Source organism: Tepidicaulis marinus (assembly GCF_000739695.1).
Lineage (GTDB): Bacteria > Pseudomonadota > Alphaproteobacteria > Parvibaculales > Parvibaculaceae > Tepidicaulis > Tepidicaulis marinus.
Map to the genome: position 1 here is coordinate 1 of NZ_BBIO01000022.1, position 22,008 is coordinate 22,008.

Genomic DNA, 22,008 nt, shown 5'->3' on the forward strand with positions numbered 1-22,008 from the left:
GAGTTTCATTGCCAGATAACCTGCAAAGGAAATCGCCGAAATCAGCACCACCATCCACCAGATTTCGAACGGGTTGAGCGCGCCGTAAGGCCCATATCCCTCATTCGGCAGAATTGGCAGCAACACCACCGTCATGAGGAGAAGTATGAGCCCCGCCTTCAGCTCCTTCTCGCTGATGGCGGCAAGTCCCCGGTGAAGCGCCGGTTTGAAACTGAGCACCAGCGCGGTGAGCACGGCGGCGGGCGCGGCGATCGCCGCCTCGCCGATACCGGCCAGCGCACCGAAGAGAAAACTGAGAACACCCGCGACAAGAGAGGTAATGCCCACATCTTCAAGGCGGCGCGTCTCTGCCCTATAACCGGCTGTGAGCACGATCATGATGCCGAGCAGCGCCAGGCCGAAGGAGGCCGCGCCCCAGCTGCCGAAGCGTTCCGCCAGAAGCGCGGTAATACCGCCGGTAAGTGCCAGGAGCCCGTGCGTTCTAAAACCTGCAACGCGCCGCCCCTCTCCCGCCTCGCGCCGCTCCCAGCCGCGCTCGGCGCCGATGAGAAGGCCGAGCGCCAAGGCAAACGCCAGCCGGTACAGTGTTTCGAGTTCCCCGCTCAGCTCGGCAATGAAGTCCATTCTCCGTCCTCTCGCGCCCCTACTGCGCTATTGCGCCGCCTCAGGGATCATCACAATCACCCGCACGGGCCCGCCGGAACCTTTACCGATCTTCATCGGCAGCGCCATCACCACCGCGCCTTTCGGGGGCAGAAGATCGAGGTTGGTGAGATTTTCCAAGCCGGAAATATTATGCGCGCCGGCAATCTGGTGGACGATGAAATCTTTCGACTGACCGTAATCGATGGAGGCGGTATCGACCCCGATCATTTTTGCGCCGCGTTCTTCAAGCAGCAGCCGGGCGGCCGCTTCCCCGAAACTGGGAAAATGCAGCGCATCCGTGCGCCCGGGCCGGTCATCGCCGAGATAGGCTTTCACATCCGGCCAGCGCCGGCTCCAGCCGGTGCGCAAAAGCACGATAGCGCCTTCTTCAATCTTCCCATGCGCTGCCTCGAACGCCGTCACATCTTCCACCGTCAGGCGGTAGTCGGGATCTTCGTCCGCCTTATTCGATATATCGATCACCGCCGCCGGGCCGATGAGTTTTTCCGGCGCCACCTCATCGACGCTTTCCCCCGCCTCATGAAAATGGATCGGCGCATCGAGATGTGTGCCGCCATGTTCGGGCGAGCAGAAACTGTAAGCGGAATAGAACCAGCCGCCTTCCGTATGGCCGAAGCTGAGCACCTTGTGCTGAAAGCGGGTGGGCGCGTTCGGCCAGTAAATGGTGTCCTCATTATATGTATGAGTAAGATCAATCAGCTCTGCCTTTGCAATATCGATCTCCGCCGCGCGCGCCTGATCCGCCCCCTGGCCCGCCATGCCCGCAAGCAGCCCGGCTGTCAGGCATCCCAAAAACTTCCGTTTTATCGACATATCCCGTTTTCTCCCCATAAACCTGGATTTCAGCATAGGCGCTTTGCCGGGCGGGGCAATGGCCCTGCCGCTTTGTATGGGCTGCAACTTGCGGGCGGGCGCAAAGATGTATAGCTAGACGCCCTATCCAACCGGTCAAAATAGATAAGCTGTGCAGATAAACCGCCATGAGTAACGCCGAGCATCTTTTCGAGCTGCAATCGACCCATAATCCGCACCGGCATTATCTTCCCGTGGAAGAAAAGCTGAGCGTCGGCCCGCCCGGAAATCTTTTTCTTTTCGGCGGCGTGGGCCTTGCCTCCTCCATCACGGCCATGGAGCGCACAACCGGCCGGCCCACGATCTGGGCGACGGCACAATATCTTTCCTATGCAAGGCCAGGCGAGATCGTCGATCTCGATGTGCTGGTGCCCGTCCATGGCAAATACAACACCCAGGCCCGTGTCGTTGGCCATGTGGGTGACCGGGAAATCTTCACGGTCAATGCGGCGCTCGGCGCGCGCCCGAGCGAGATTTCCGCGCAATGGGCGACGATGCCCGAGGTTGCCCGGCCCGAAGACTGCCCGCCGGTCGACCATTGGCAGGAAGACCGCGCCGACCTTCACGGGCGCATCGATGTGCGCGTCGTCAAGGGCCGCTATGGCGCGGCGCGCAAGGAAGGCGGGTTTTCCGAAGACGGGCATGTGGTGCTCTGGGCGAAAATGCGCGAGGGCCTGCCGATCAATTCAAGCGCGCTCGCGGTGATCGCCGATTTCGTGCCCTCCGCCATCGGCAATGCAATCGGCAAAGATGCGGGCGGCAACAGTCTCGACAATACGATTCGCATCCGCGAAGTGGTGCCGACGGATTGGGTGCTCTGCGATATCCGCATTCACGGCGTGCATGGCGGTTTTGCCCATGGGCGCATGCATATCTTCGCCGAAGACGGTACGCTGATGGCGAGCGCCAGCCAGTCCGTCATCCTGCGTATCCGCGAGTAGAGGCGCCGCTTTCCCTGCGGCATCCAGCATATACCCGTCCCGCCCGGAAGGGGCTGGGCCGGGACCGGCAGTCACGTTATAAAGGGCGCCGAAACGGGAGGCCGGGCCCCTGGCGCCCGGACTTTGGGGGAGAAGGCCTTAGGCGAGAAAAGGCCCGCCGAAATTCTGACAAGGGACCATCTTGTGACCGATGACCGCCTGAACAAAGACCTCGACCGCATGCTCACGCCGCTGGACGAGGCATTGGACGCGCGCGCGCGTAAATTCGCGGCCCCCGGCCTTGCCCTGCTCTTCCTTGTCGCCGTCGTGCTCTTTGCCAATGCCGTCGTGCAAGACGACATACCCTTACGCTTCTTCGTTATCGCAGCCGGTGTCATCGGCGGTTATATGGCGCTGAATATCGGCGCGAACGATGTCGCCAACAATATGGGACCGGCGGTCGGCGGGCGGGCGCTGACCATGACGGCCGCCCTCATTATCGCCGCGATCTGCGAAGCCGCCGGCGCGGTGCTGGCCGGCGGGGATGTCGTTTCCACCATTTCCAAAGGCATTATTGCCCCGCCCAATGCCGACAACACGCTCGACTTCGTTTTGATGATGATGGCCGCGCTGCTTTCGGCGGCGATGTGGATCCACCTTGCCACTTTCTTCAACGCGCCCGTCTCCACCACACACTCCATTGTGGGCGGTGTGCTCGGCGCAGGCGTCACGGCGGCAGGCTTTCAGATCGTCAATTGGGGCACGATGAGCGCCATTGCCGCAAGCTGGGTCGTCTCCCCGGTGCTGGGCGGGCTCATTGCGGCGGGGATGCTCGGCCTCATCAAATGGACCGTGCTTTTCCGCGAGGACCGTGTGGAAGCCGCGCGGCGCTGGGTGCCCTTCTTCATTGCCATTATGGTGGGCGTCTTTGCGGCCTATATGGCGCAAAAAGGCTTCAAGCGGATCTGGCATCCGTCGGGCGCGACCATCGCCGCCGTCTCCGCCGCCAGTTTCTTTGCCGCCTGGGCGATTTCCATTCCCTGGATCCGCATGCGCGCGCGCCAGATCGAGAACAAGCGCAAACAGGTGACAAGCCTTTTCGATCTGCCGCTGATTTTAAGCGCAGGTCTCCTTTCCTTTGCCCATGGGGCAAATGACGTGGCCAACGCCGTGGGGCCGCTCGCCGCCATCGTCTCGGTTGCGACGCCGGGTCTTGGCGGGGTACAGACTGAGGTCGGTATTCCCTTCTGGGTGCTGCTCATCGGCTCGACCGGCATTGCCGCGGGCCTGGCGCTTTTCGGCCCGCGCCTTATCCAGACCGTGGGTAAGAAGATCACGCGCATGGATATGGTGCGCGCTTACTGCGTGGCGCTTGCCGCGGGCACTACTGTGCTCATCGCCTCCGCGTTCGGCCTGCCGGTCAGCTCCACCCATATCGCGATCGGGGGCATTTTCGGCGTCGGGTTCCTGCGCGAGTTTCTGATCAACCGCGACATCAAACGCTCCACGGTGATCGGCAGCAAGGAGCCGAAACCGGCAAACTGGCCCGGAAAACTCAACAAGACACCGGAACAGGCGCTCAAACGCGCGCGCAAAAGAGAAAAGCGCCGCCTGGTGCGCCGGCGTCATATGTACGGGATTGCCGCTGCCTGGGTGATCACGGTGCCCGCCGCCGGCCTTCTGGCAGGCGGCATCTATCTCTGCTTCCGCCTCGTCTTCGAATAGGCCTTGCAGGAGAAACACGCCCTGAGACCCGGCTGCCCGCTGCCCGGCCTCTAACCGGCATCCACGCTTTGCAGAGAAACAATGGCGCGCGCCGCATCGACATAGCGCTCGTCATCGACAAGGGCGGTCAGTTCTTCCAGCGTCACCCAATGCCGGTGCCGCCCGCCCTGGTCCGGCCACTTGTCTTCCTGATAAGCCACGCGCATGGGGAACAAGCAAAGCTGCCCTTCGCACTGGGTGCCCTTGCGCACCAACGGAACATCGAAGCAGACAAGCGCGTCCTCCATGACCTGCCCGACCACGCCGGCTTCCTCGAACGCTTCACGCGCGGCAGCTTCCGCACCTTGCTCGCCCTTTTCGATATGGCCTTTGGGGAAAATCCAACGCCCGCTCGAACTGGTGATCAGCAGAAAAAGCACATGCCCTTCCCTTACCGCATAAGGCACGGCGCCTGCCTGGCGCAGACGCCCGGCGCCATCCGCCTGCGTCTTTGCGTTTTCCTGCAAATCCATCACTTCCTCACTCTGGAGCCCGCTTGAGGCTCGCTTACGGGGCGAATCACTTATCTGCGGGCAATGCCCTTTTTTGCTTTATGAGTGCCGCCGCCCCAAGCCCCGCCTTGCATTTCCGGCCACAGATAAGCTGCTGCCGCTTCAATTCAAAAACACAATCGAGGCATTAAGCAGTGTAGCATAAGCGGTCCAGAGCAAATACGGTACGAAGAGCGCCCCGGCGACGCGGTCGATCCGCCAGAAGGCGCGCATGGTCAGCGTAATGAGCACCAGCAAGAGCACGATTTCGGCCAGCGCCCATCCGGGCGCGCGCAAACCGAAGAAAATCGCGCTCCAGCCGAGATTGGCGGCAAGCTGCCCGTAAAAGAGGGCGAGCGCCGCCCCGCGCCCTGCCGCCTCCATCCGCCAGACACGCCAGGCGGCAAGCGCCATCATCAAATAAAGCGCCGACCAGACGGGCGCGAAGACCCAGTCGGGCGGATTGAAGGACGGCCTTTCCAGCGTCTGATACCAGCTGGAGACGCTCGATGCCGTCATCATGCCGCCCAGCGCCGAGACGAGCACGACGGAGGCGAGGAAAAGCGCAAAGCCCGCAAGGCTCCGGCCGAGGCTCAACTGTCTGCGTGCGGCCTTTTCCATTGTGCTCATCCCTCCGCTCCCCTTTTTCCGCCGCCATGACAGGCAGGCGCTGCGTCATATCCCCTCACAAGTTAGACGTATTGGCCCGCGCGTCCAGAGGCGGCGCGCCTTGCATTTTTGCGCGTCTTTCCGGCCTTTTCTTTCCAGAAGATAGTTGCCACTATCAGGCACCTGAAAAACGAGAGTTGCCATGAGTCCCGCCGGCCCAATCAAAAAGAAAAGAACGCAGATTCTGGACGCCGCCGCGCATCTTTTTGCAACGCAGGGCTATTCCGGCACGAGCGTGGAAGAAATCGCCCGCCTCGCCAAAGTGGCAAAGCCCACGGTTTATAGTCATTTCGAGGGCAAGCGCGACGTGCTCGAAGCCTTGCTTCAAGCGCGCACGGAAGAAATGACGACCTATTTCAGCCAGCTTGAAATCAAGGGCGAGAGCCCGGAGAAGGTCGTGACCGCCATTATCGAGGTGATGGCGGACGTGCTCTCGCGCGAGGAAACGATCGGCATTTACCGCATGCTTGCCGTGGAAGGCGCGCGCGACCCGGAACTTGCCAAGGCCTATCTCGCCAAGGCGGAAAATTCCGTCGAGGTATGGATCGAAAGCTATCTCGCCAAACAGGCAAAAGCCGGGCAATTGCGCATCGAAGATCCGGCCTGGGCGACCTACACGCTCTTGCAGATGACCAAGGGCAAACTGATGTTCAAACCGCTATTCGGCCTCGCCAAGCCGCCGAGCAAGCGGGAGGTGAACAAGCATGTGCGCCAATGCGTCGCCTTCTTCCTCGATATCTGGAAAGTCAGATAGTCTCTTTCGCCCGTTTCCGGCTGACCAATGTGAAAAGCCAGGGCACGAAGAGCGTCGCGATGAAAGTCGAGGCGAGCATGCCGCCGATGACGCCGGTGCCGATGGAATGACGGCTGGCAGCCCCCGCTCCGCTTGAAACGGCCAGCGGCACCACCCCCAGCACAAAGGCGAGCGAGGTCATGACGATAGGCCGGAAACGCAGGCGCGCGCCTTCGATGGCCGCTTCCACAAGGTCCATACCTTCCTTCGATTTCATATGGGCGAATTCGACGATCAGAATGGCGTTCTTCGCCGAAAGCCCGATCAGCGTCACCAGGCCGATCTGGAAATAAACGTCATTATTCAGCCCGCGCAGCCAGACCGCGAGAATGGCGCCGAAAATCGCAAAGGGCACGGCAAGCACGACGGCAAGCGGCAGCGACCAGCGCTCGTAAAGCGCGGCCAGAATGAGAAAGACCATGAGAAGGCCCATGGCGAAGGCGAGAAAAGAGGAAGAGCCCACCATCTTTTCCTGATAGGCCGAGCCCGTCCAGGCAATGGAGAAATTGCCGGTGATGACTTCCGCTGCCACTTCATCGATGGCCGCCAGCGCTTCGCCGGAAGAATACCCTGGGGCGGGCGACCCCAGCACTTTGGCAGCCGGGAAGATGTTGAAGCGGTCGAGCTGCGAGACGCCGGCAATGCGTTCGGCTTTGACAAGTTCGTTGACCGGGATCATCTCGCCGCTTCCCGAGCGCACGAAGACCTGTTTCAGATCTTCCGCGCGCTGGCGGAAGGCCGTTTCCGATTGCAGATTGACCTTGAAGGTGCGCCCGTAAAGGGTGAAATCGTTCACATAGAGCGAGCCCACGGTGCTTTGCAGTGTCTCGAAGATCAGCGTCAGCGGCACACCGAGCGCTTTTGCTTTCTCCCGGTCGACGTCCAGCCGGTATTGCGGCACATCGGCGGAAAAGGTCGTCGCAACCTTGGCAAGCTCCGGGCGCTCATTCGCCTTTTCGACGAAGCGGTTCGCCATTTCCTGCAAACGCTCGAGGCCGCCGCCGGAGCGGTCCTGCACGTAAAGCTCGAAGCCGCCGGTCGTGCTCATGCCGCGAATGGGCGGCGGGTTGAGCGCGAAGATCGAGGCGTCCTTGATGTCGCTCATGAGCCCGACGAGACGGGGCGCAAGTTCCTCCGCCCCCTCGCCCGCGTCCGTGCGCTCGGACCAGTCTTTTAGGGTGACGAAGGAAACGAGACTGTCGGTCTTTTGCCCGCCTGCCGTCACATCGAAACCGGCAAAGGTCGTCACTTCATCGATTTCCCGCTGCGCCATAAGCCGCTCCGTCGCGCTGTTGGCGACCTTGATCGTGCGGTCGAGAGAGGCAGCGGGCGGCAGCGAACCCAGAACGAAAACATAACCCTGGTCTTCATTGGGAACGAGACTGCCGGGTACGCGCCAGAAAAGCGCCAGGGTCAGCCCCGCCACGACGCAAAATCCGATGGCCGCAATCACCTGCCGGTTGAGAAGCCAGGCGACACCGCGCGTATAAGCTTCGGTCAGTCTGTCAAAAGCGTCATTGAATTTATGAAAGAGCGGGTGCCCTGCCGTTTCATCCGCCGCGAGCAAAGCGCAGAGCGTCGGCGTCAAGGTCAGCGCGACGAAGCCGGAAATCGCGACGGAGACGGCGATGGTGATCGCAAATTGCTGATACATGCCCCCCGTCAGCCCGCCCATGAAGCCGACCGGCACAAAGACCGCGCAAAGCACGAGCACGATGGCGATGACGGGGCCCGACACTTCCTTCATCGCCTTGATCGCCGCCTCGCGCGGGCTCAGCTTTTCGGTGCGCAGAATGCGCTCGAAATTTTCCAGCACCACGATCGCATCATCCACCACGATGCCGATGGCGAGCACCATGCCGAAGAGCGTCAGAAGGTTGATGGAAAATCCGAGCAGATACATGCCCGCAAAGGTGCCGATAATGGAAACGGGAATGGCGAGCAGCGGAATGATCGTCGCGCGCACGCTTTGCAGGAATAGAAAGACCACCGCAATGACGAGGACGATGGCCTCGATCAAGGTCATGATCACTTCCTGGATGGAAACTTCCACAAATTTCGTCGTGTCGAAGGGCACGGCAAAAGAGAGCCCTTCGGGGAAGTTGGCCGAAAGCGCATCCATGCGCGCATTGACCGCGCCTGCCACATCGAGCGCGTTGGCGCCGGGTTGCATGAAAATGCCGATGGCAACGGAGGGCTTGCCGTTATAGGTCGCCTGAAAGGAATAGTCCTGCGCGCCAAGCTCGATGCGGGCGACGTCTTTAAGGCGCAAGGCTGCGCCCGTTTCATCGGAACGCAGAATGATATTGCCGAAGGCCTCGGGCGTCGTGAGGCGCGAGGGCGTGATCACCGAATAGGTGAATTCTATCTCGCTCGATACGGGCTCGGCGCCGAAGCGCCCGGCGGCGAACTGCGCATTCTGCTCGCGGATGGCGGCGGCGACATCGGTCGGCGTCAGCTCGAAACGCGCCAGAATATCCGGGCGCAGCCAGATGCGCATCGAATAGTCCTTGGCGCCGAAAAGGCGCACGTCGCCTACGCCCGGTACGCGCTTCAAATCATCCACCACATTGAGCAGCGCATAGTTGGAAATGAAGATCGGGTCATGCCCCTCGTTCGAGGAGGACATGGTGATCACTTCCAAAATGGAGCTCGAACGTTTATCGACGCGCACCGCCTGGCGGCGCACTTCTTCGGGCAGGGTCGTCAGCGCGCGCTGCACGCGGTTATTCACATCGATGGTCGCCTGATCTGGATCGGTGCCGACTTCGAAGGTGATGGTGATGGAAAGATTGCCCGCGCTCGAACTTGTCGAAGACATATAGAGCATGCCTTCAACGCCGTTGATCTGCTGCTCGAGGGGCGCGGCCACGGTTTCGGCAATGACGCCGGCGCTTGCGCCCGGATAGCTCGCGGAGACCACGATCTGCGGCGGCACGATATTCGGGTATTGCTCGATGGGCAGCACGCGCATGGCCAGAAGCCCGACCAGCACGATGATGATGGAGAGGACGGAGGCAAAGACGGGACGGTCGATAAAAAATCGGGCGATCATTGCACAGCCGTTCCGCTTTCCTCTTCCGCCACTTTCTTTTGCGCGGCGGCGCCCGGCCCGTTGTCGATGACGACCTGCGTGCCCGGATGCACTTTCACCACACCGTCGGTGACGATGCGTTCACCCGCCTTCAGGCCTGCCTTTATCACCCAGAGATCGTCCAGTTCCTCGCCCAGTATCACGGAGCGGCGGATGGCCTTATCGTCCTCGCCGATGACATAGACATAAGCGCCGTCAGCGGCCTGCATCAGCGCGCGCTTGGGAATGGCGATAGCGTCTTTGATGGTGAGGCCGGAGACAAGCAGCGTGACGAACTGGCCGGGCACGAGCACACCGTCCGGATTGCCGAGAATGGCGCGGGCGCGGATCGTGCCCGTGGAGGTGTCGACCGTGTTGTCGGTGAAATCCACATAGCCTTCCCCGGCATAATATTCGCCGCTGCCGAAACGCACGCGCACCGAATAACGCTCGTTTTCCGGCTCTTCGATGCGGCCCGAAACGATTTGCTGGCGCAAGGAGGCCGCTTCCGTCGCCGCATAGGAAAAGTTCACATAAACGGGATCGAGCTGCGTCATCGTGGTCAGCAGCGAACGGTCGGGCCCGGTGCCGATCAGGCTGCCTTCGGAGACTTCCTCGCGGCCCGTCGCACCCGTGATCGGCGCGCGCACGGTCGTGTAGCTTAAGTTCAGCTCCGCCGTTTCCAGCTTCGCGGCGGCGTCCTGCACCAGGCTGCGGGCGGTTTCCAGATCCGCCAGCGCTTCGTCCCGGCGCTGCGCGCTCACCGTGCCTTGCTTGTGGAGCGAGCGGATACGCTCCCAGCTCCGCTCGGCGCGTTTCAGATTGGCCTTTTCCTGGCCCAGCCGGGCCTTGGCGCTTTCCAATTCGGACTCGTATGACGCCGGATCGATGAGAAAGAGCACATCGCCTTCCTTGACGACGCTGCCTTCCTGATATTCGCGCGACAGCAGAATGCCTTCGACACGCGCGCGCACTTCGACGGATTTATAGCCCGCCACACGGCCTGGATATTCCATCACCAAGGGGCGCGAGAGCGCCTTGACCGTCTGCACGTCCACATGCGGCATGGGCGGGCCGTTTGCCTGATCGGCACCCTCCTCACACGCGGCAAGCAGGGGGAGGGCCAGAAGCAGCGCCGCGAATTTCGTCCGTTTCGACATTTTCCGATGGGGAGCCATAAAGCGCGGGACTCCTGATGCGTTGGGGTTTGGGGGAGAACACGATCCGTTCGTGACGCAACGTAACCGTGAGACGCCTCAGGAGTCCCGTTGACTTATACAAACATACATGTATGTATGTTTTAAACCCTCACCTGTCAAGCCCATAGAATATTCTGTCCTGAAAAGCGCGAGATGGTCCGGAAAACCAAAGCAGAGGCCGAAAAGACCCGAACCGAAATCCTGGATGCGGCGGAAACCGTTTTCCTGGAAAAGGGCGCGGCCTCCAGCTCGCTCGAAGAGATTGCCCGGGAAGCGGGCGTCACGCGGGGCGCGGTCTATTGGCACTTTGCCAATAAGGCGGACATTATCGACGCACTGATCGAGCGCACGCGCTTTCCCCAGCAGGATACGATCGCCCGGATTGCCGAAGGCGACGGCGAGGAGGCGGCCTTAGCCCTCGAGGCCATCGAAAAAGCCTGCTTCGATTCGCTCAATCTCATCATCGACGATCCGCAGCGCCGGCGCGTGCAGACCATCGTTCTCTTGCGCATGGAAGCGCTCGGCGATGTGCTGGAGCGCCGCGTCGCTTATAACCGCACCATGCGGCAGACCTTTACCCGCGCCTTTGAAGTGGCGCACGCTCAAACGCCGCTGGCCGGCAATTGGACGCCGCGCCTTGCCGCTTATGCCGCCTCCACCATGATCCAGGGTATGGTGCGCGAATGGCTGGAGGACCCGGAGCGCTTCGACCTGCGCACCGATGGGTTATCCTGCCTCAGATCGCTCTTTGCTTCCTTCAAGGGCGAGTAGCCGCGAAAACGCGTGGGCGCCGCGCGGGGAGATAAACCATGAGCGAGAACACAGCATGAGCGAGAACATAGGCAGCGAAGAGGAGATGCTGGAAGCGATCACCGCGCTCGTTCCCCCGCTTCTCAATGCCATGGACGCGCTTTCCTTTCTCGCCCGCCGTCTCCATCCGCCGAAACTTGCCGAGCTGATCGAGGCGGTCGGCCCGGTGGACGCGCCGGTGCGCGAGGGTCTTGCAGAATTTCAGGCGCAAGACTGGCCGCAGCATCTCACCCGCTTTGCCGAACAAGTGGAGCTTGCCGCCGAAACGGTGCTCAAGGCATTCGACGGACTGCATGGCGCCGCCGAGAACGCGCGCAAAGGCGCGCCCGATGCGGTTTTTTCCACGTACCGGGCCCTGCGCTATATGAGCCGCGCCTTCGAAGCGCTTTATCCGGTGGCCACGATCCTGCCGCCGGTCAGCCGCTTCTTTCTCGATGAGGAACACCGGGGCGATGAAAAACGCGCCGCCGCCCTAACAGGCCCCCAGGCGCTGCGGGACAATGTCGGGCTTTTGCACGGGGAAAACGAAAAACACCAGCGCGGCGGCTTTTCGCTCTATGTGCCCGAAGACTTTTCGCCGGAGAAAAAATATCCGCTCATCATCGCCTTGCATGGGGGCAGCGGCCATGGGCGCGATTTTGTCTGGAGCTGGCTCTTTCATGCCCGCGCGCGCGGGCTCATGGTGCTTGCGCCCACCGCCCGCACCGACACCTGGGCGCTCACGGGCGATGACATCGACACACCCAACATCATGCGCTTTCTGGATTTCGTGAAAGCCCGCTGGCCCATCGACGAGGAAAAAATGCTGCTGACCGGCATGAGCGACGGCGGCACGTTCTGCTATGTAAGCGGGCTTCTGGAAGGCTCGCCCTTCACGCATCTAGCCCCCGTCTCCGCCGCCTTTCATCCGCTTCTGGCAGAAGCGGCAAGCCCTGAGCGCCTCGCCGGCCTGCCCATCCGCCTCACCCATGGCAGTCTCGACTGGATGTTCCCCGTCCCCATGGCGCGGGAGGCGGAAACCGCCCTTGCCCGGGCGGGGGCCAATGTCCTTCTCGATGAGATCGAGGACCTTTCCCACACCTATCCGCGCGAGGCCAATGGGCGGATTCTCGATTGGTTTTTGGGCTGAAAAGCAGGCAATACCTAGCTTATTAACCCAGCAATACGGAAAGTCCCACCGTTTACCTTGCGCAAAGACCGTCCCGGCTAGGCTCATAGCCGGAACAAGGGACGGAAATGGGTTCTTTTTTGCTCAACTGGCGATGGACCGTGCCGCGCAGGCTGCTGCTCGCCTTCACGGTGCTGGCCGGCGTGATCTGCGCAAGCCTTGCCGCCACGCTCTACACTTTCGCGCATCTGCGCGAGAGCATGGCGCAGGTTGCTGAGCTTGTTGAAATCTCCCAGGAGATCGACGAGATGGCGCAAGCCTCCATCGGCCAGATCTCCGCGATCCGCAGCCTGCTTCTGACCGGCGAGCGGGAAAACGTTCTGCGTTTCTGGACCGCCGCCTCACGTTTCAACGAAACGCAGGAACGATTGGCGGCGCGCGAGCTGCCCGGCACGATGGCCGAAGAACTCGGCAAACTGGATAGGGTCGTCGAGACATGGCGCGCGGAAACCGCCGAAGTGCAAATCGCATTGATGCGCAATCCCTGGACGGCCGATACCGCCAAGGCCTTCGAGGCACTGGGCCGGGGAACGCAGTTCATTGCGGCAACGGAAACGGCGGTCGGCCGGCTCAGGGAGCTGGAACGGCAAACGGTGCTGCGCGCCCTGGACCGCGCGCTCAGCGCTCTTTCCTCCACGGAGATGCTGGTTCTCGGCGGCGCCGTTTTTGCCCTTATCTTCGCCGCCGCCGCCTGGGTTTATCTGTCCCGCGCTATCGTGCATCCCTTGACGCAGATCGGCGCCGCGATGGAGCGGATCGAAAAATACGAGGAAAATGCCACCATTCCCCTGCAGGGCAGGCGGGACGAATTCGGCACGCTGGCGCGCGGGCTCTCCTCGCTGCTCGGCGCGCTTGGCGAGCGCTCCAACCGGCTGAAAAGCACGCTTGGCGATCTGCGCCAGGCACAGCGCCAGCTTGTGGAAAAAGAACGGCTCGCCTCGCTGGGCGGCCTCGTTGCCGGGCTTTCCCATGAGGTCAACACGCCGCTCGGCATTGCCCGCACCTCCGCCTCCAATCTGGAAGAGGTGCTGAAAGATCTGGAAACGCAAGTGGCAGAGGGCACGCTTACCCATAGCGGCATGCTCAAGGCGCTCAGCGCCAGCCGGGAATCTGCAGACCTTGCCTTGCGCAACATCGCCCGCGCCGGCGATCTCATGCGCTCCTTCAAAAGCGTGGCGGCCGATCAAAGCGAAAACCGCCGCCGCTATATCCGCCTGAAACCCTATCTGGAAGAAGTGCTGCTCTCTCTTTCCCCTCACATCAAACTCGCGCGCGTCTCGGCCCGTATCGACTGCGACGAAGAGATCGGCCTAGTGACGGACCCGGGCGCGCTCTCGCAAATTCTGACCAATCTCGTCACCAATTCACTGACCCACGGGTTCGAGAACCGGACCGGCGGCGAAATCAAGATCGCCGCCGCCGCCGCAGAAAACGGCATCCAACTTGTCTATATGGACAATGGCGAGGGGATTGAACCGTCGGACCGCCAGCGCATTTTCGATCCCTTCTTCACGACGAAGCGGGGCCGCGGGTCCTCGGGCCTTGGTCTGCATATCGTTTATAATATCGTCACCGGCGGCCTTGGCGGGACGATCGAAGCGGAAAGCGCGCGGGGCATCGGTACCCGCTTTCTTATTTGCCTGCCTAGCCGGGCCGGCGGCGAGGCCGAGGTGCCGGATATGGGCAGCGGGACCGCCGTCGCCTGATCCGGTCCGGCGGGGCGGTTTTACGGGAACAAATCACCCCATGCGCCGTTTTTCGCATGTCTATTCCCGCGCGGAGCCGGATAACCTAAATTCGCCATAATCTGCGCATTGAGTGCGCGCCCGTCGCGGCCCGATTTGGGCCTGCCGCTATGAAGCTTGTGACATGAGCCCCAAGACCATCGCCCGCCGCCTGCCCAGCGCCCTGCGCATCGGCATTTTCCTTCTTATCGTCCTGCCGCTCATGATCGCGGCCAATATCGCCGTCTGGAGCGCCATCCATCAGCCGCGCAGCACGCAAGGCTGGACGGGCGAAATCGTGGGCTTTGCCTTCAGCCCCTTTCAGGCCGGGCAGAATCCGGAAGACCTGCTTTATCCGAGCGCGGAGGAAATCCGCCGTGATCTGCAGGTGCTCGGCCCCAAAGCGCAAGCCATCCGCACCTATGAGACGGGCTACGGCTTCGACAAAATTCCCGAAATCGCGGCCGAGTTCGATCTTTCCGTTGCGCTCGGTGCCTGGATCGGGCGCAACGAGGCGCGCAACGAACAGGAGCTTGCCCGCCTGACCCCCACCGCCTTCCGGCGCAATGTGGTGCGCGTGGTGGTGGGCAACGAAGCCTTGCTGCGCCGGGACGTGACGGTGGACGAGCTCATTTCCTATATCCGCCGCGTCAAGAAGACCGTCTGGAAGCCGGTGAGCACCGCCGAGCCCTGGCATGTCTGGCTCGATCATCCCGAACTCGTCAAGGAAGTCGATTATCTGGCCGTGCACATCCTGCCCTACTGGGAAGGGGTGAGCGTGGATAAAGCCGTCGATTATGTGTTCGAGCGGATCGGCGATTTGAGAAAGGCTTACCCGGGCAAACCCATCGTGGTAACGGAAGTCGGCTGGCCGAGCCGCGGGCGCATCATCCCGCGCCAGAGCTTTGCGGGCATCAGCGAGGAGACGCTGGAAGAAGAAGCCGTTCCCTCCCTCGTCAACCAAGCCAAATTCATGCGCACCTTCCTTAACCGGGCGAAGGAGGCGGAAATCACTTATTATGTGATGGAAGCTTTCGATCAGCCGTGGAAGGCGAATGAAGAGGGCGCGGCCGGCGGCTATTGGGGCATTTACGACGTCATGCGCGCGCCGAAATTCCCGATGTCGGGCGGCGTGGTCGAATATACCGACTGGCGCTTCTGGGCGGCCATTGCCGCCGGGCTTTCGCTCATCCCCGCCGTGCTTTTGCTGCTCGGACGGCGGCACATGCATCCGGCCGGGCAAATTTTCTTTGCCGCGCTCGTGCAGCTCGGCGGGGCGGCGATTGCCTGGTCGGCGCTCAGTTTCAGCGGCATTTATCTTACCCCCGGTCAGACGATTGCCTGGTCGGTGCTCTTTGCCGCGCAAGGGCTCCTGCTTGTCGTGCTGATCACCGAGGCCGTCGAGCTTGTCGAAGCGCTTTGGGGCCGCACCGGCAAACGGCATGAGGAACTGATCGCCCATCTCGGCCCGAATGCCGATCACCGGCCGAAAGTCTCCATTCATGTGCCGATCCATAACGAGCCGCCGCATATGGTGCGCGAGACGCTGGCCGCGCTCGCCCGGCTCGATTATCCGGACTTCGAGGTTCTGGTGATCGACAACAACACCAAGGACCCGGAGGTTTGGAAACCGGTGGAGGCCGAATGCGCGCGCCTTGGCAAGCGCTTCCGCTTTTTCCATCTCGACCCCTGGCCGGGTTACAAGGCAGGCGCTCTTAACTTCGCGCGCAGCCAGACGGCGGAAGACGCGGACGTCATTGCCGTTATCGACAGCGACTATCAGGTCTCGCCCGACTGGCTGAAAACGCTCTGTCCGCATTTTGCCGATCCCGATGTCGGCTTCGTGCAGGCCCCGCAGGATTACCGCGATGCGGGCCAGTCGCTTTTCAAGACCATGACCTATTGGGAATATGCCGGCTTTTTCCATATCGGCATGGTGCTGCGCGACCGCTATAACGCCGTCATTCAGCACGGCACCATGACCATGGTGCGCAAAAGCGCGCTCGATGAAGTGGGCGGCTGGGCCGAATGGTGCATTTGCGAGGATGCCGAGCTCGGCCTCAAACTTTACCGCGCAGGCTATGGCTCGGTTTACGTCAACCGCTCTTTCGGGAAAGGCCTGACGCCGGACACGCTCGGCGCTTATATGACCCAGCGCTTCCGCTGGGCCTATGGCGCGGTACAAATCATGAAGCATCACATGCGCGCCTTCCTGCCGGGCAGCGGCGCCGGGCTCAATGCCGCGCAGAAATATTATTTCTTTGCCGGCTGGCTTCCCTGGTTCGCCGACGCGCTGGCGCTGGCCTTTACCGCCGCGAGCATTGCCGTTTCAGCCTTGGCACTCTGGTCGCCCGAAGCCATGCCGCTGCCCGTTGCCGCCTTCATGGTGCCGACCATCGGCAGTTTTCTTTTCAAGCTCATCCGCTCGCTCTGGCTTTACCTGCAGCGGGTGCGCTGCGGCCTCGGGCAGAGCCTCGGCGCGGCGCTTGCCGCCTTGGCGCTCACCCATACGGTCGCCAAGGCCGTTGCAATCGGCATTTTCACGAGCGGGCGGCCTTTCGTGCGCACACCCAAATGCGAGGACCGCGCCGCGCTCTCCGCCATCTTCATTCAGGTGCGCGATGAAGCGGTCGTGCTCGCCGTGCTTTGGGGCCTCGGTATCGCCTTTCTGTTGCACCCGATGTTCCAGGACTCGCTCTCGCGCCTCTGGGTCGCGGTGCTGGCCGTCCAGTCGCTGCCTTATCTCGCCTCGGTGCTCACCTCCATTATCAGCATCCTGGCGCGCGAAAGAGAAAGCGAGCCGGTAACGGCGCCTGTCGCCGGGGAATAGCGGGATAAATTTCTGCAAACCGCATTTCAAATTCAATTTCTTAACGCCGGGGAAAGCGGCCTCTTGATCGAGAGGCCGCTTTTTCATGGCGCTTTCCTCTCAATCGTGACGGTGCGCCTGCTTGCCGGAGCAGAGCGCGGCGCTTATAAAGCGCGGCCAGTCTCATTCCATCCGAAAGCCCCGCTCATGCAGCCTTTTGCCAGCGTTCTCAGCAGCCTTACCCCCGCCCAAGAGAGCTTTGAAGGCACGATCACGCCCGACTGGCTGCAAGGGCGCACGCTCTTTGGCGGCATGGGCGCGGCGCTTTGCCTGCACACGGCGCGCAAGCTGACGGGCGGAGAACGCCCGCTGCGCTCCATGACGATTTCCTATATTGCGCCCGTCTCCCCGGACGCGCCGTTCGAGATCACGCCGCGCGTCTTGCGCGAAGAGCGCAACGTGACGCAGGCAAGCGCGGAGCTGCGCCAGAACGGGACTATTGCCACCGCCGCCCATTTCTGCTTCGCCAAGGATTTTCCTTCCGCGCTGAGCAGCGATGAAATGCCGATGCCGGCCCCGCGCGCGCCGGAAGAAAGCGATCCGCTACCCTTTTTTGAGGGCATGTCGCCTTCCTTCGCGCAGCACTTCGATATGCACTGGTCGCATGGCGCCTTTCCGGTGCGCGGCGCGGAGAAGGGGGATAACCTCGTCTGGGTCCGGCACAAGGACGATGTATCGGACGTGAAGGAAAGCGCTTTTATCGCCATGGCGGATGCCTTGCCGCCGTCGGCGATTTCGATGCTGAGCAAACCGGCCCCGCTTTCCACGTTAACCTGGCAGCTCAATATTCTCGATCCTTCCTTTGAAACGGAAGATCAATGGTGGCTGACCCATGCCCGCGTCCTCCATGCGGCCAATGGCTATGTCACACAGGAAAGCCGGTTCTGGAACAGTGAGGGAAAGATTGCCGCCGCAGGCTGGCAATCGGTTGCCGTTTTCGGCTGAACTTTTAAAAACAGGCCTCTGACGCCCGCACAAGCCCGAAGCCGAAGACCGGGTCATATCCCGGCGCGCCCAAATCTTCCGCATGGGCCTTGAGCTGCCCGCGGATATAAGAAAGCGGATCGGCTTTGGCCTCTGTCGGGGCCGCGCTCATGAGCACCGCGCCAAGAACGAGCACGAAAGGCGCGGCATAAGAGGTGCCTGAGCGATAGCTGCCGCCGCCTTGCGCTTTCGCCAGCCAGATATCGACGCCGGGCGCGGCAAAGTCGATATAGGCGCCCCGATTGGCTTTCACGTAAATCCGCCGTGCCGCATCGATGGCCGTTACCGCGATCACGCTTTCATAAGCGGCCGGATAGGCAGGCGGCGCTTCCGGTCCTTCATTGCCCGCCGCGGCAACAAAAAGCACGCCTCGGCGCGCGCTATAAGAAAGCCCTTCTTCCAGCAGCCTGTTCGGCGGCCCGGCAAGGGAAAGGTTCACATAGCGCACCTGGCGGGCCATCAGCCAGTCGAGCGCAGTGAGGAACCGCGCCGCACTTGCCTCCGCCGCCTCCGGCGGGCCGATGAAAATATCCGCCGCATAAAGCCGCGCGCCGGGCAGAAGCCCCTGAAATCCCGTCTCCGGTTTTCCCTGGCCGATGAGAAGCGCGGCAATGCCCGTGCCATGATCGCTGCCTTGCCCGCCGCCTTCACCGGAAAAATCGCCAAGGGTGAGACCTGCCGCCCCGCTCAATGCCGGATGGGCGCCGTTCACGCCGTCATCGATCATACCGAAAGCCGCGGCGCCATGAGCGCCCGCTGATGTCGGGCATGCCGGGTTTTCCCAGCCGATCAGGTCCGGCGCGAAAAGTTTCGGTCCTGCTGAAAGACCGTAGAGATGATTGAAGTCCGTTTCCGCGTCAGGGAATGTGCGGCGCAGTTCCTCCCGCGCGTCACCAAGCGAGGTACCTTCCTTCGGCAGAACGATAAAAAGCACGCGGCCAAGCGCCGGAAGCAGGATGCGCTCGCGCAGGTCAAAACCATCGGCGATAAGCTGCGCTTCAACACGCGCGCCTTCTTCTTCCTGCACCATCAAAATGAGATCGCGGGCCGTCCCTTCCCCGCCCCAGCCTATGGCCGCCGCCCGGGCGCAGGCGGTGAGCCGGGCAACGGATTGCGCGCCTTGAATATGGGCCGGCACATGAGACGGCGCGCTCAAAAGACCGGTACGGGCTTTCAGCAGTAAAATCTCATAGCCCGCCCCGGGCGTGAGCGCGGCACCGGCGGGAATACGCACCAAGGCCTGCCCCTCCTGACGGCTGAGCTCATCGAGCGGCAAAAGCGCGCTGCCATCCCAAAGCGCGAGCTTCCGCTCCCGCGCTGCCGCACCCTGCAGGGCCGCGCCCGTGAGGGTGAGGATTTGCCCCGGCGCCGCGCAGCCGCGCAAGGAAGGCAGGGCGGGCGGAGGCGCGGGCTGCGAGGGGGATACAGGCTGAGACAGCGGCGGCGGGGCGGCGGGGCTGAGCCCGCCCCGCTGCGGTGCAGGCGTGCCCGGCGCAGGCGTGCCGGCGGGCGCGGGCGCACTTTGGCGAGGCGGTTCCTGCGCCTGCAAAGTGGCCGCGGAAAGTACCGCCACAAGCAGCACGCCAAGAATGATCCTGATTCCGCTCATTCGATTTCCACCGACTGTATGAGCGTCTCCTTGGCGGCAAGGACGGCGCGCAGCTCTTCAAGCGCCTGCGCCTGCGCGCCCCGCTGCGCCAGCCGGTAGACGCCGAGCGCCGAGGGGCCTTCCACGATTTCAAGATCATGCTCCAGAAGCAGCGCGCGGATTTCGCCTTCGGCGGCACTCGGCTCGAAGATGACCTGCAGCGTGCCTGCTTCGCTGAGGCCCGCCGTCCGGTAACTTCCTTCTTCTCCGGTTATACGTGCGGCGGTAAAGCCGGTGATAACCGCAAGCGCCAAAGAAGCGGCCACGGCAAAAGCGCGCCCGGCTTTGGGCAACGCGGCAAAGGAAAAACCGTTTCCGGCATCCTGCTTCTCGGCGCGGATATCGCGCAGGAGCCGCTGCAGGCCCATGGCGCCAGGGCTCATCATATCTTCCGCGCCCTCGCTCACCCCGCTTTTGAGGGCTTTGAGAAACGCTTCTTCGGCCTTGGCGGCCTCGCGCGTTTCTTCATCCGCCAGAAGCGCCGCTGCCACTGCCTTCTCTTCCTCGCTCGCCGTGCCGATTACGGCAGCGGCGAGCCAGTCTTCTTCTTCGCGTGTCAGGTCCCGTGTCATGCCGCTTCTCCCAATAGCAAGCCAAGGCATTTCTTCATGGCCTGCTTGGCATGATAGACGCGGGTCTTGATGGTGCCTTCCGGGCGGTCCATCACCTCGCCGATGCGGGCGTAGGAAAGCTCCTCGAAAAATGCCATATGCAGCACGAGGCGCTGCACATCCGGCAATTTGTCGAGACAGGTTTTCACATGGGCCGCTTCCTGCGCGCTTTGGAGAATATCCGCCGCGCCCGGGCCCTCATCGGCAATCTCGAAAGCTTCGTCATCGAGCGCCACATGCTGGCCCTTCTTCTTGCGAAGCCGGTCCACGGTTTTGTGAAATGCGATGCTCATCAACCAGGTGCTCACTTTCGATCGTCCTTCAAACTTACCGGCCTTGCGCCATACATCCATGAAGATCTCATGGAGTATGTCGGCCGCTTCGTTCGGATCGTTCAATTTGGAGCGGATAAAAGCGAAAAGACGTTTCTCGAACGTCTCGTAAAGGGCCGCAAATGCCTTCTCATCGCCCGCGGCAATACGGGCGATGAGAAAACGTTGGCGATCTTCCTCGCTTTGGGACATGTGCCCTCCTGGCCGAAGCAGCCTCAAAAGCCCCGGTCAAGGCGCCTTGAAGAAGCGCAGCGGCGAGCGGGCGATGACGCGGCCCCCGCCATCGATGGCCCGCACGCGCCAGCGGTAGGTTTCGCCCGGCTCAAGTCGGGCAAAGCTGATATCGGAGAGCCTCGTGCGGCTCGCCGTCCCCGGCACGAGCTTGCCGGCGGCAAGCGGCGTGTCGAGATCGAAGGCGCCAAGCAGAAGCTCCGCAGAAGCCGGTGCCCGCATGCCCGCGCTCGCCCCATCCGGGGCAAGGGGGAAGATTTCCACCTGATAGGCCTCGGCCCCGGCGGCAGGTTCCCAGGCGAAGATCGTGGCGGGCGTCACGCGCGTGCCTTCATCCGGCCCGATCAGCGAAATCTCACCCAGCACCCGTCCGCCTTCTTCCGGCGAGATGTAATAGCGCAGGCGCGGCAGATCGAAATTCAGCACCGGGCGGCGCACCACAAGGCGCACTTCATAAAGGCCGGCCATGTCATCGGGAAGTTTCGGGCTGAGAAGGCGCACCTGGCCGCGCCCGGCGCTTGAAAGCTGCTGGCGCACGATGCCGAGGCTGCGCTCGAAATTGCCGCCGCCTTCAACGCGCGCCGCGCGCCATTCCGCTTCCAGAATGCCCGAGGAGGTATAAGCGATCTCGGCCACGACACGCGGGCCCGCGCCCGTGTTGAAAATACCCGTGCGGCTGCCATCCTCGAAGGAAAGCTCGATGCGCCGGAGCGAAAGCGCGCCTTGCGCATTACCGCTGACGCTGAGCGCGGCATTGCCGCTTGCCGCCGAGCCGAAGGCGCCGACCGCAGGCGCCGTGCCTACATCGGTAAATTCCCGCACGATCAAAGCCGGCCCGCTTGCCCGGGCGATCTGCCGGGCGATTGCCGGGGTGATCATCAGCGTTTCACTGAAACTCAAGGTTTCCGGCGTGCCGACGGGGGGATTGGAGACTTGCTGAAGCAAGCCGGGCAGCACGGCAATGCGGTTGCCGCCCGCCCAGATTTCCGCCTGGGCGGAACGCACCGTGCTCGGCTGGCCGCCGGTGCGGGGGCCGAGGCGCTGCACCGTCCAGTTGACAGTCACCGCGCCGCCGCCCGTTGCGGGCACGGCGGCAGGCAGTGCCGCGGCGCTCACGCTCGTCACTTCCGCCTCGGCGCGCGTGCCGAGCAGAGCCAGGACGACGAGCGCGCCCAAAAGCGCGCGCAGCACAAAACCGCCCGCC

General features: G+C 62.3%; 18 protein-coding genes. 8 read left to right on the plus strand and 10 right to left on the minus strand.

Features of this window, described 5'->3' with window-relative positions; genetic code table 11:
* Together M2A_RS15465 and M2A_RS15470 are read right to left on the minus strand one after the other, a co-directional pair.
* On the minus strand, positions 1 to 624 hold a 624-nt coding region (locus M2A_RS15465; protein ID WP_197052966.1), incomplete at its 3' end, for an MgtC/SapB family protein.
* A 27-nt stretch (positions 625 to 651) separates the two neighbouring features.
* Complete coding sequence (locus M2A_RS15470; protein ID WP_052379547.1) at positions 652 to 1,479, minus strand: cyclase family protein; 828 nt, start codon at positions 1,477 to 1,479, stop codon at positions 652 to 654.
* A 167-nt stretch (positions 1,480 to 1,646) separates the two neighbouring features.
* On the opposite strand from M2A_RS15470, the gene M2A_RS15475 reads away from it, so the two are divergent.
* A complete protein-coding gene (locus M2A_RS15475) occupies positions 1,647 to 2,459 on the plus strand; it encodes an acyl-CoA thioesterase (protein ID WP_045449367.1) in 813 nt (270 codons plus the stop codon).
* 183 nt (positions 2,460 to 2,642) lie between these two features.
* A complete protein-coding gene (locus M2A_RS15480; protein WP_369384824.1) occupies positions 2,643 to 4,163 on the plus strand; it encodes an inorganic phosphate transporter in 1,521 nt (506 codons plus the stop codon).
* A gap of 50 nt (positions 4,164 to 4,213) precedes the next feature.
* On the opposite strand, the gene M2A_RS15485 is transcribed toward M2A_RS15480, so the two are convergent.
* Positions 4,214 to 4,675, minus strand: coding sequence for an NUDIX hydrolase (locus tag M2A_RS15485; RefSeq protein WP_045449368.1), 462 nt, complete (start codon positions 4,673 to 4,675; stop codon positions 4,214 to 4,216).
* 141 nt (positions 4,676 to 4,816) lie between these two features.
* Complete coding sequence (locus M2A_RS15490; protein WP_081875683.1) at positions 4,817 to 5,323, minus strand: TspO/MBR family protein; 507 nt, start codon at positions 5,321 to 5,323, stop codon at positions 4,817 to 4,819.
* Between the two features lie 181 nt (positions 5,324 to 5,504).
* Between M2A_RS15490 and M2A_RS15495 the strand changes: the two genes are divergently transcribed.
* Entirely contained in the window at positions 5,505 to 6,116 is a 612-nt protein-coding gene (locus tag M2A_RS15495) for a TetR/AcrR family transcriptional regulator (protein WP_045449373.1), read from the plus strand.
* On the opposite strand, the gene M2A_RS15500 is transcribed toward M2A_RS15495, so the two are convergent.
* Together M2A_RS15500 and M2A_RS15505 are read right to left on the minus strand one after the other, a co-directional pair.
* Positions 6,109 to 9,210: an efflux RND transporter permease subunit gene (locus tag M2A_RS15500; RefSeq protein ID WP_045449375.1), complete on the minus strand. Its 3,102-nt coding sequence runs from the start codon at positions 9,208 to 9,210 to the stop codon at positions 6,109 to 6,111. The genes M2A_RS15495 and M2A_RS15500 overlap by 8 nt on opposite strands.
* A complete protein-coding gene (locus M2A_RS15505; protein WP_045449378.1) occupies positions 9,207 to 10,406 on the minus strand; it encodes an efflux RND transporter periplasmic adaptor subunit in 1,200 nt (399 codons plus the stop codon). The genes M2A_RS15500 and M2A_RS15505 overlap by 4 nt, the downstream gene beginning before the upstream one ends.
* Before the next feature lie 174 nt (positions 10,407 to 10,580).
* On the opposite strand from M2A_RS15505, the gene M2A_RS15510 reads away from it, so the two are divergent.
* The 5 genes from M2A_RS15510 to M2A_RS15530 all read left to right on the plus strand — a co-directional run bounded on the left by M2A_RS15510 (position 10,581) and on the right by M2A_RS15530 (position 17,943).
* A complete protein-coding gene (locus tag M2A_RS15510; RefSeq protein ID WP_045449380.1) occupies positions 10,581 to 11,198 on the plus strand; it encodes a TetR family transcriptional regulator in 618 nt (205 codons plus the stop codon).
* Positions 11,199 to 11,253: 55 nt separating this feature from the next.
* Entirely contained in the window at positions 11,254 to 12,366 is a 1,113-nt protein-coding gene (locus tag M2A_RS15515) for a carboxylesterase family protein (protein WP_045449382.1), read from the plus strand.
* Positions 12,367 to 12,473: 107 nt separating this feature from the next.
* Positions 12,474 to 14,111 carry a sensor histidine kinase gene (locus M2A_RS17600; RefSeq protein ID WP_052379549.1) on the plus strand — a complete coding sequence of 546 codons (1,638 nt, stop codon included), beginning with the start codon at positions 12,474 to 12,476 and terminating at the stop codon, positions 14,109 to 14,111.
* A gap of 163 nt (positions 14,112 to 14,274) precedes the next feature.
* The gene (locus M2A_RS15525; RefSeq protein ID WP_081875684.1) at positions 14,275 to 16,959 is read left to right on the plus strand and encodes a glycosyltransferase family 2 protein; all 2,685 of its coding nucleotides are present in this window, start codon (positions 14,275 to 14,277) and stop codon (positions 16,957 to 16,959) included.
* Positions 16,960 to 17,022: 63 nt separating this feature from the next.
* A complete protein-coding gene (locus M2A_RS15530) occupies positions 17,023 to 17,943 on the plus strand; it encodes an acyl-CoA thioesterase (protein WP_045449385.1) in 921 nt (306 codons plus the stop codon).
* A gap of 4 nt (positions 17,944 to 17,947) precedes the next feature.
* On the opposite strand, the gene M2A_RS17605 is transcribed toward M2A_RS15530, so the two are convergent.
* From M2A_RS17605 to M2A_RS15550, 4 genes are read right to left on the minus strand one after another with little or no spacing between them, the layout of a single operon-like run.
* On the minus strand, positions 17,948 to 19,591 hold the full coding sequence (locus M2A_RS17605) for a S8 family serine peptidase (protein ID WP_052379550.1): 1,644 nt from the start codon (positions 19,589 to 19,591) through the stop codon (positions 17,948 to 17,950).
* A complete protein-coding gene (locus tag M2A_RS15540; protein WP_045449388.1) occupies positions 19,588 to 20,202 on the minus strand; it encodes a hypothetical protein in 615 nt (204 codons plus the stop codon). The genes M2A_RS17605 and M2A_RS15540 overlap by 4 nt, the downstream gene beginning before the upstream one ends.
* Positions 20,199 to 20,765: an RNA polymerase sigma factor gene (locus tag M2A_RS15545; RefSeq protein ID WP_045449389.1), complete on the minus strand. Its 567-nt coding sequence runs from the start codon at positions 20,763 to 20,765 to the stop codon at positions 20,199 to 20,201. The genes M2A_RS15540 and M2A_RS15545 overlap by 4 nt, the downstream gene beginning before the upstream one ends.
* Before the next feature lie 36 nt (positions 20,766 to 20,801).
* On the minus strand, positions 20,802 to 21,995 hold the full coding sequence (locus M2A_RS15550; RefSeq protein WP_045449390.1) for a hypothetical protein: 1,194 nt from the start codon (positions 21,993 to 21,995) through the stop codon (positions 20,802 to 20,804).
* Positions 21,996 to 22,008 lie beyond the last annotated feature (13 nt).

Coding starts and splice junctions, on each gene's coding strand:
- M2A_RS15470 (WP_052379547.1), bottom strand. CDS start 1,479: ATGTCGATAAAACGGAAGTTTTTGGGATGCCTGACAGCCGGGCTGCTT.
- M2A_RS15475 (WP_045449367.1), top strand. CDS start 1,647: ATGAGTAACGCCGAGCATCTTTTCGAGCTGCAATCGACCCATAATCCG.
- M2A_RS15485 (WP_045449368.1), bottom strand. CDS start 4,675: ATGGATTTGCAGGAAAACGCAAAGACGCAGGCGGATGGCGCCGGGCGT.
- M2A_RS15490 (WP_081875683.1), bottom strand. CDS start 5,323: ATGAGCACAATGGAAAAGGCCGCACGCAGACAGTTGAGCCTCGGCCGG.
- M2A_RS15495 (WP_045449373.1), top strand. CDS start 5,505: ATGAGTCCCGCCGGCCCAATCAAAAAGAAAAGAACGCAGATTCTGGAC.
- M2A_RS15500 (WP_045449375.1), bottom strand. CDS start 9,210: ATGATCGCCCGATTTTTTATCGACCGTCCCGTCTTTGCCTCCGTCCTC.
- M2A_RS15505 (WP_045449378.1), bottom strand. CDS start 10,406: ATGGCTCCCCATCGGAAAATGTCGAAACGGACGAAATTCGCGGCGCTG.
- M2A_RS15510 (WP_045449380.1), top strand. CDS start 10,581: ATGGTCCGGAAAACCAAAGCAGAGGCCGAAAAGACCCGAACCGAAATC.
- M2A_RS15515 (WP_045449382.1), top strand. CDS start 11,254: ATGAGCGAGAACATAGGCAGCGAAGAGGAGATGCTGGAAGCGATCACC.
- M2A_RS17600 (WP_052379549.1), top strand. CDS start 12,474: ATGGGTTCTTTTTTGCTCAACTGGCGATGGACCGTGCCGCGCAGGCTG.
- M2A_RS15525 (WP_081875684.1), top strand. CDS start 14,275: ATGAGCCCCAAGACCATCGCCCGCCGCCTGCCCAGCGCCCTGCGCATC.
- M2A_RS17605 (WP_052379550.1), bottom strand. CDS start 19,591: ATGAGCGGAATCAGGATCATTCTTGGCGTGCTGCTTGTGGCGGTACTT.
- M2A_RS15540 (WP_045449388.1), bottom strand. CDS start 20,202: ATGACACGGGACCTGACACGCGAAGAAGAAGACTGGCTCGCCGCTGCC.
- M2A_RS15545 (WP_045449389.1), bottom strand. CDS start 20,765: ATGTCCCAAAGCGAGGAAGATCGCCAACGTTTTCTCATCGCCCGTATT.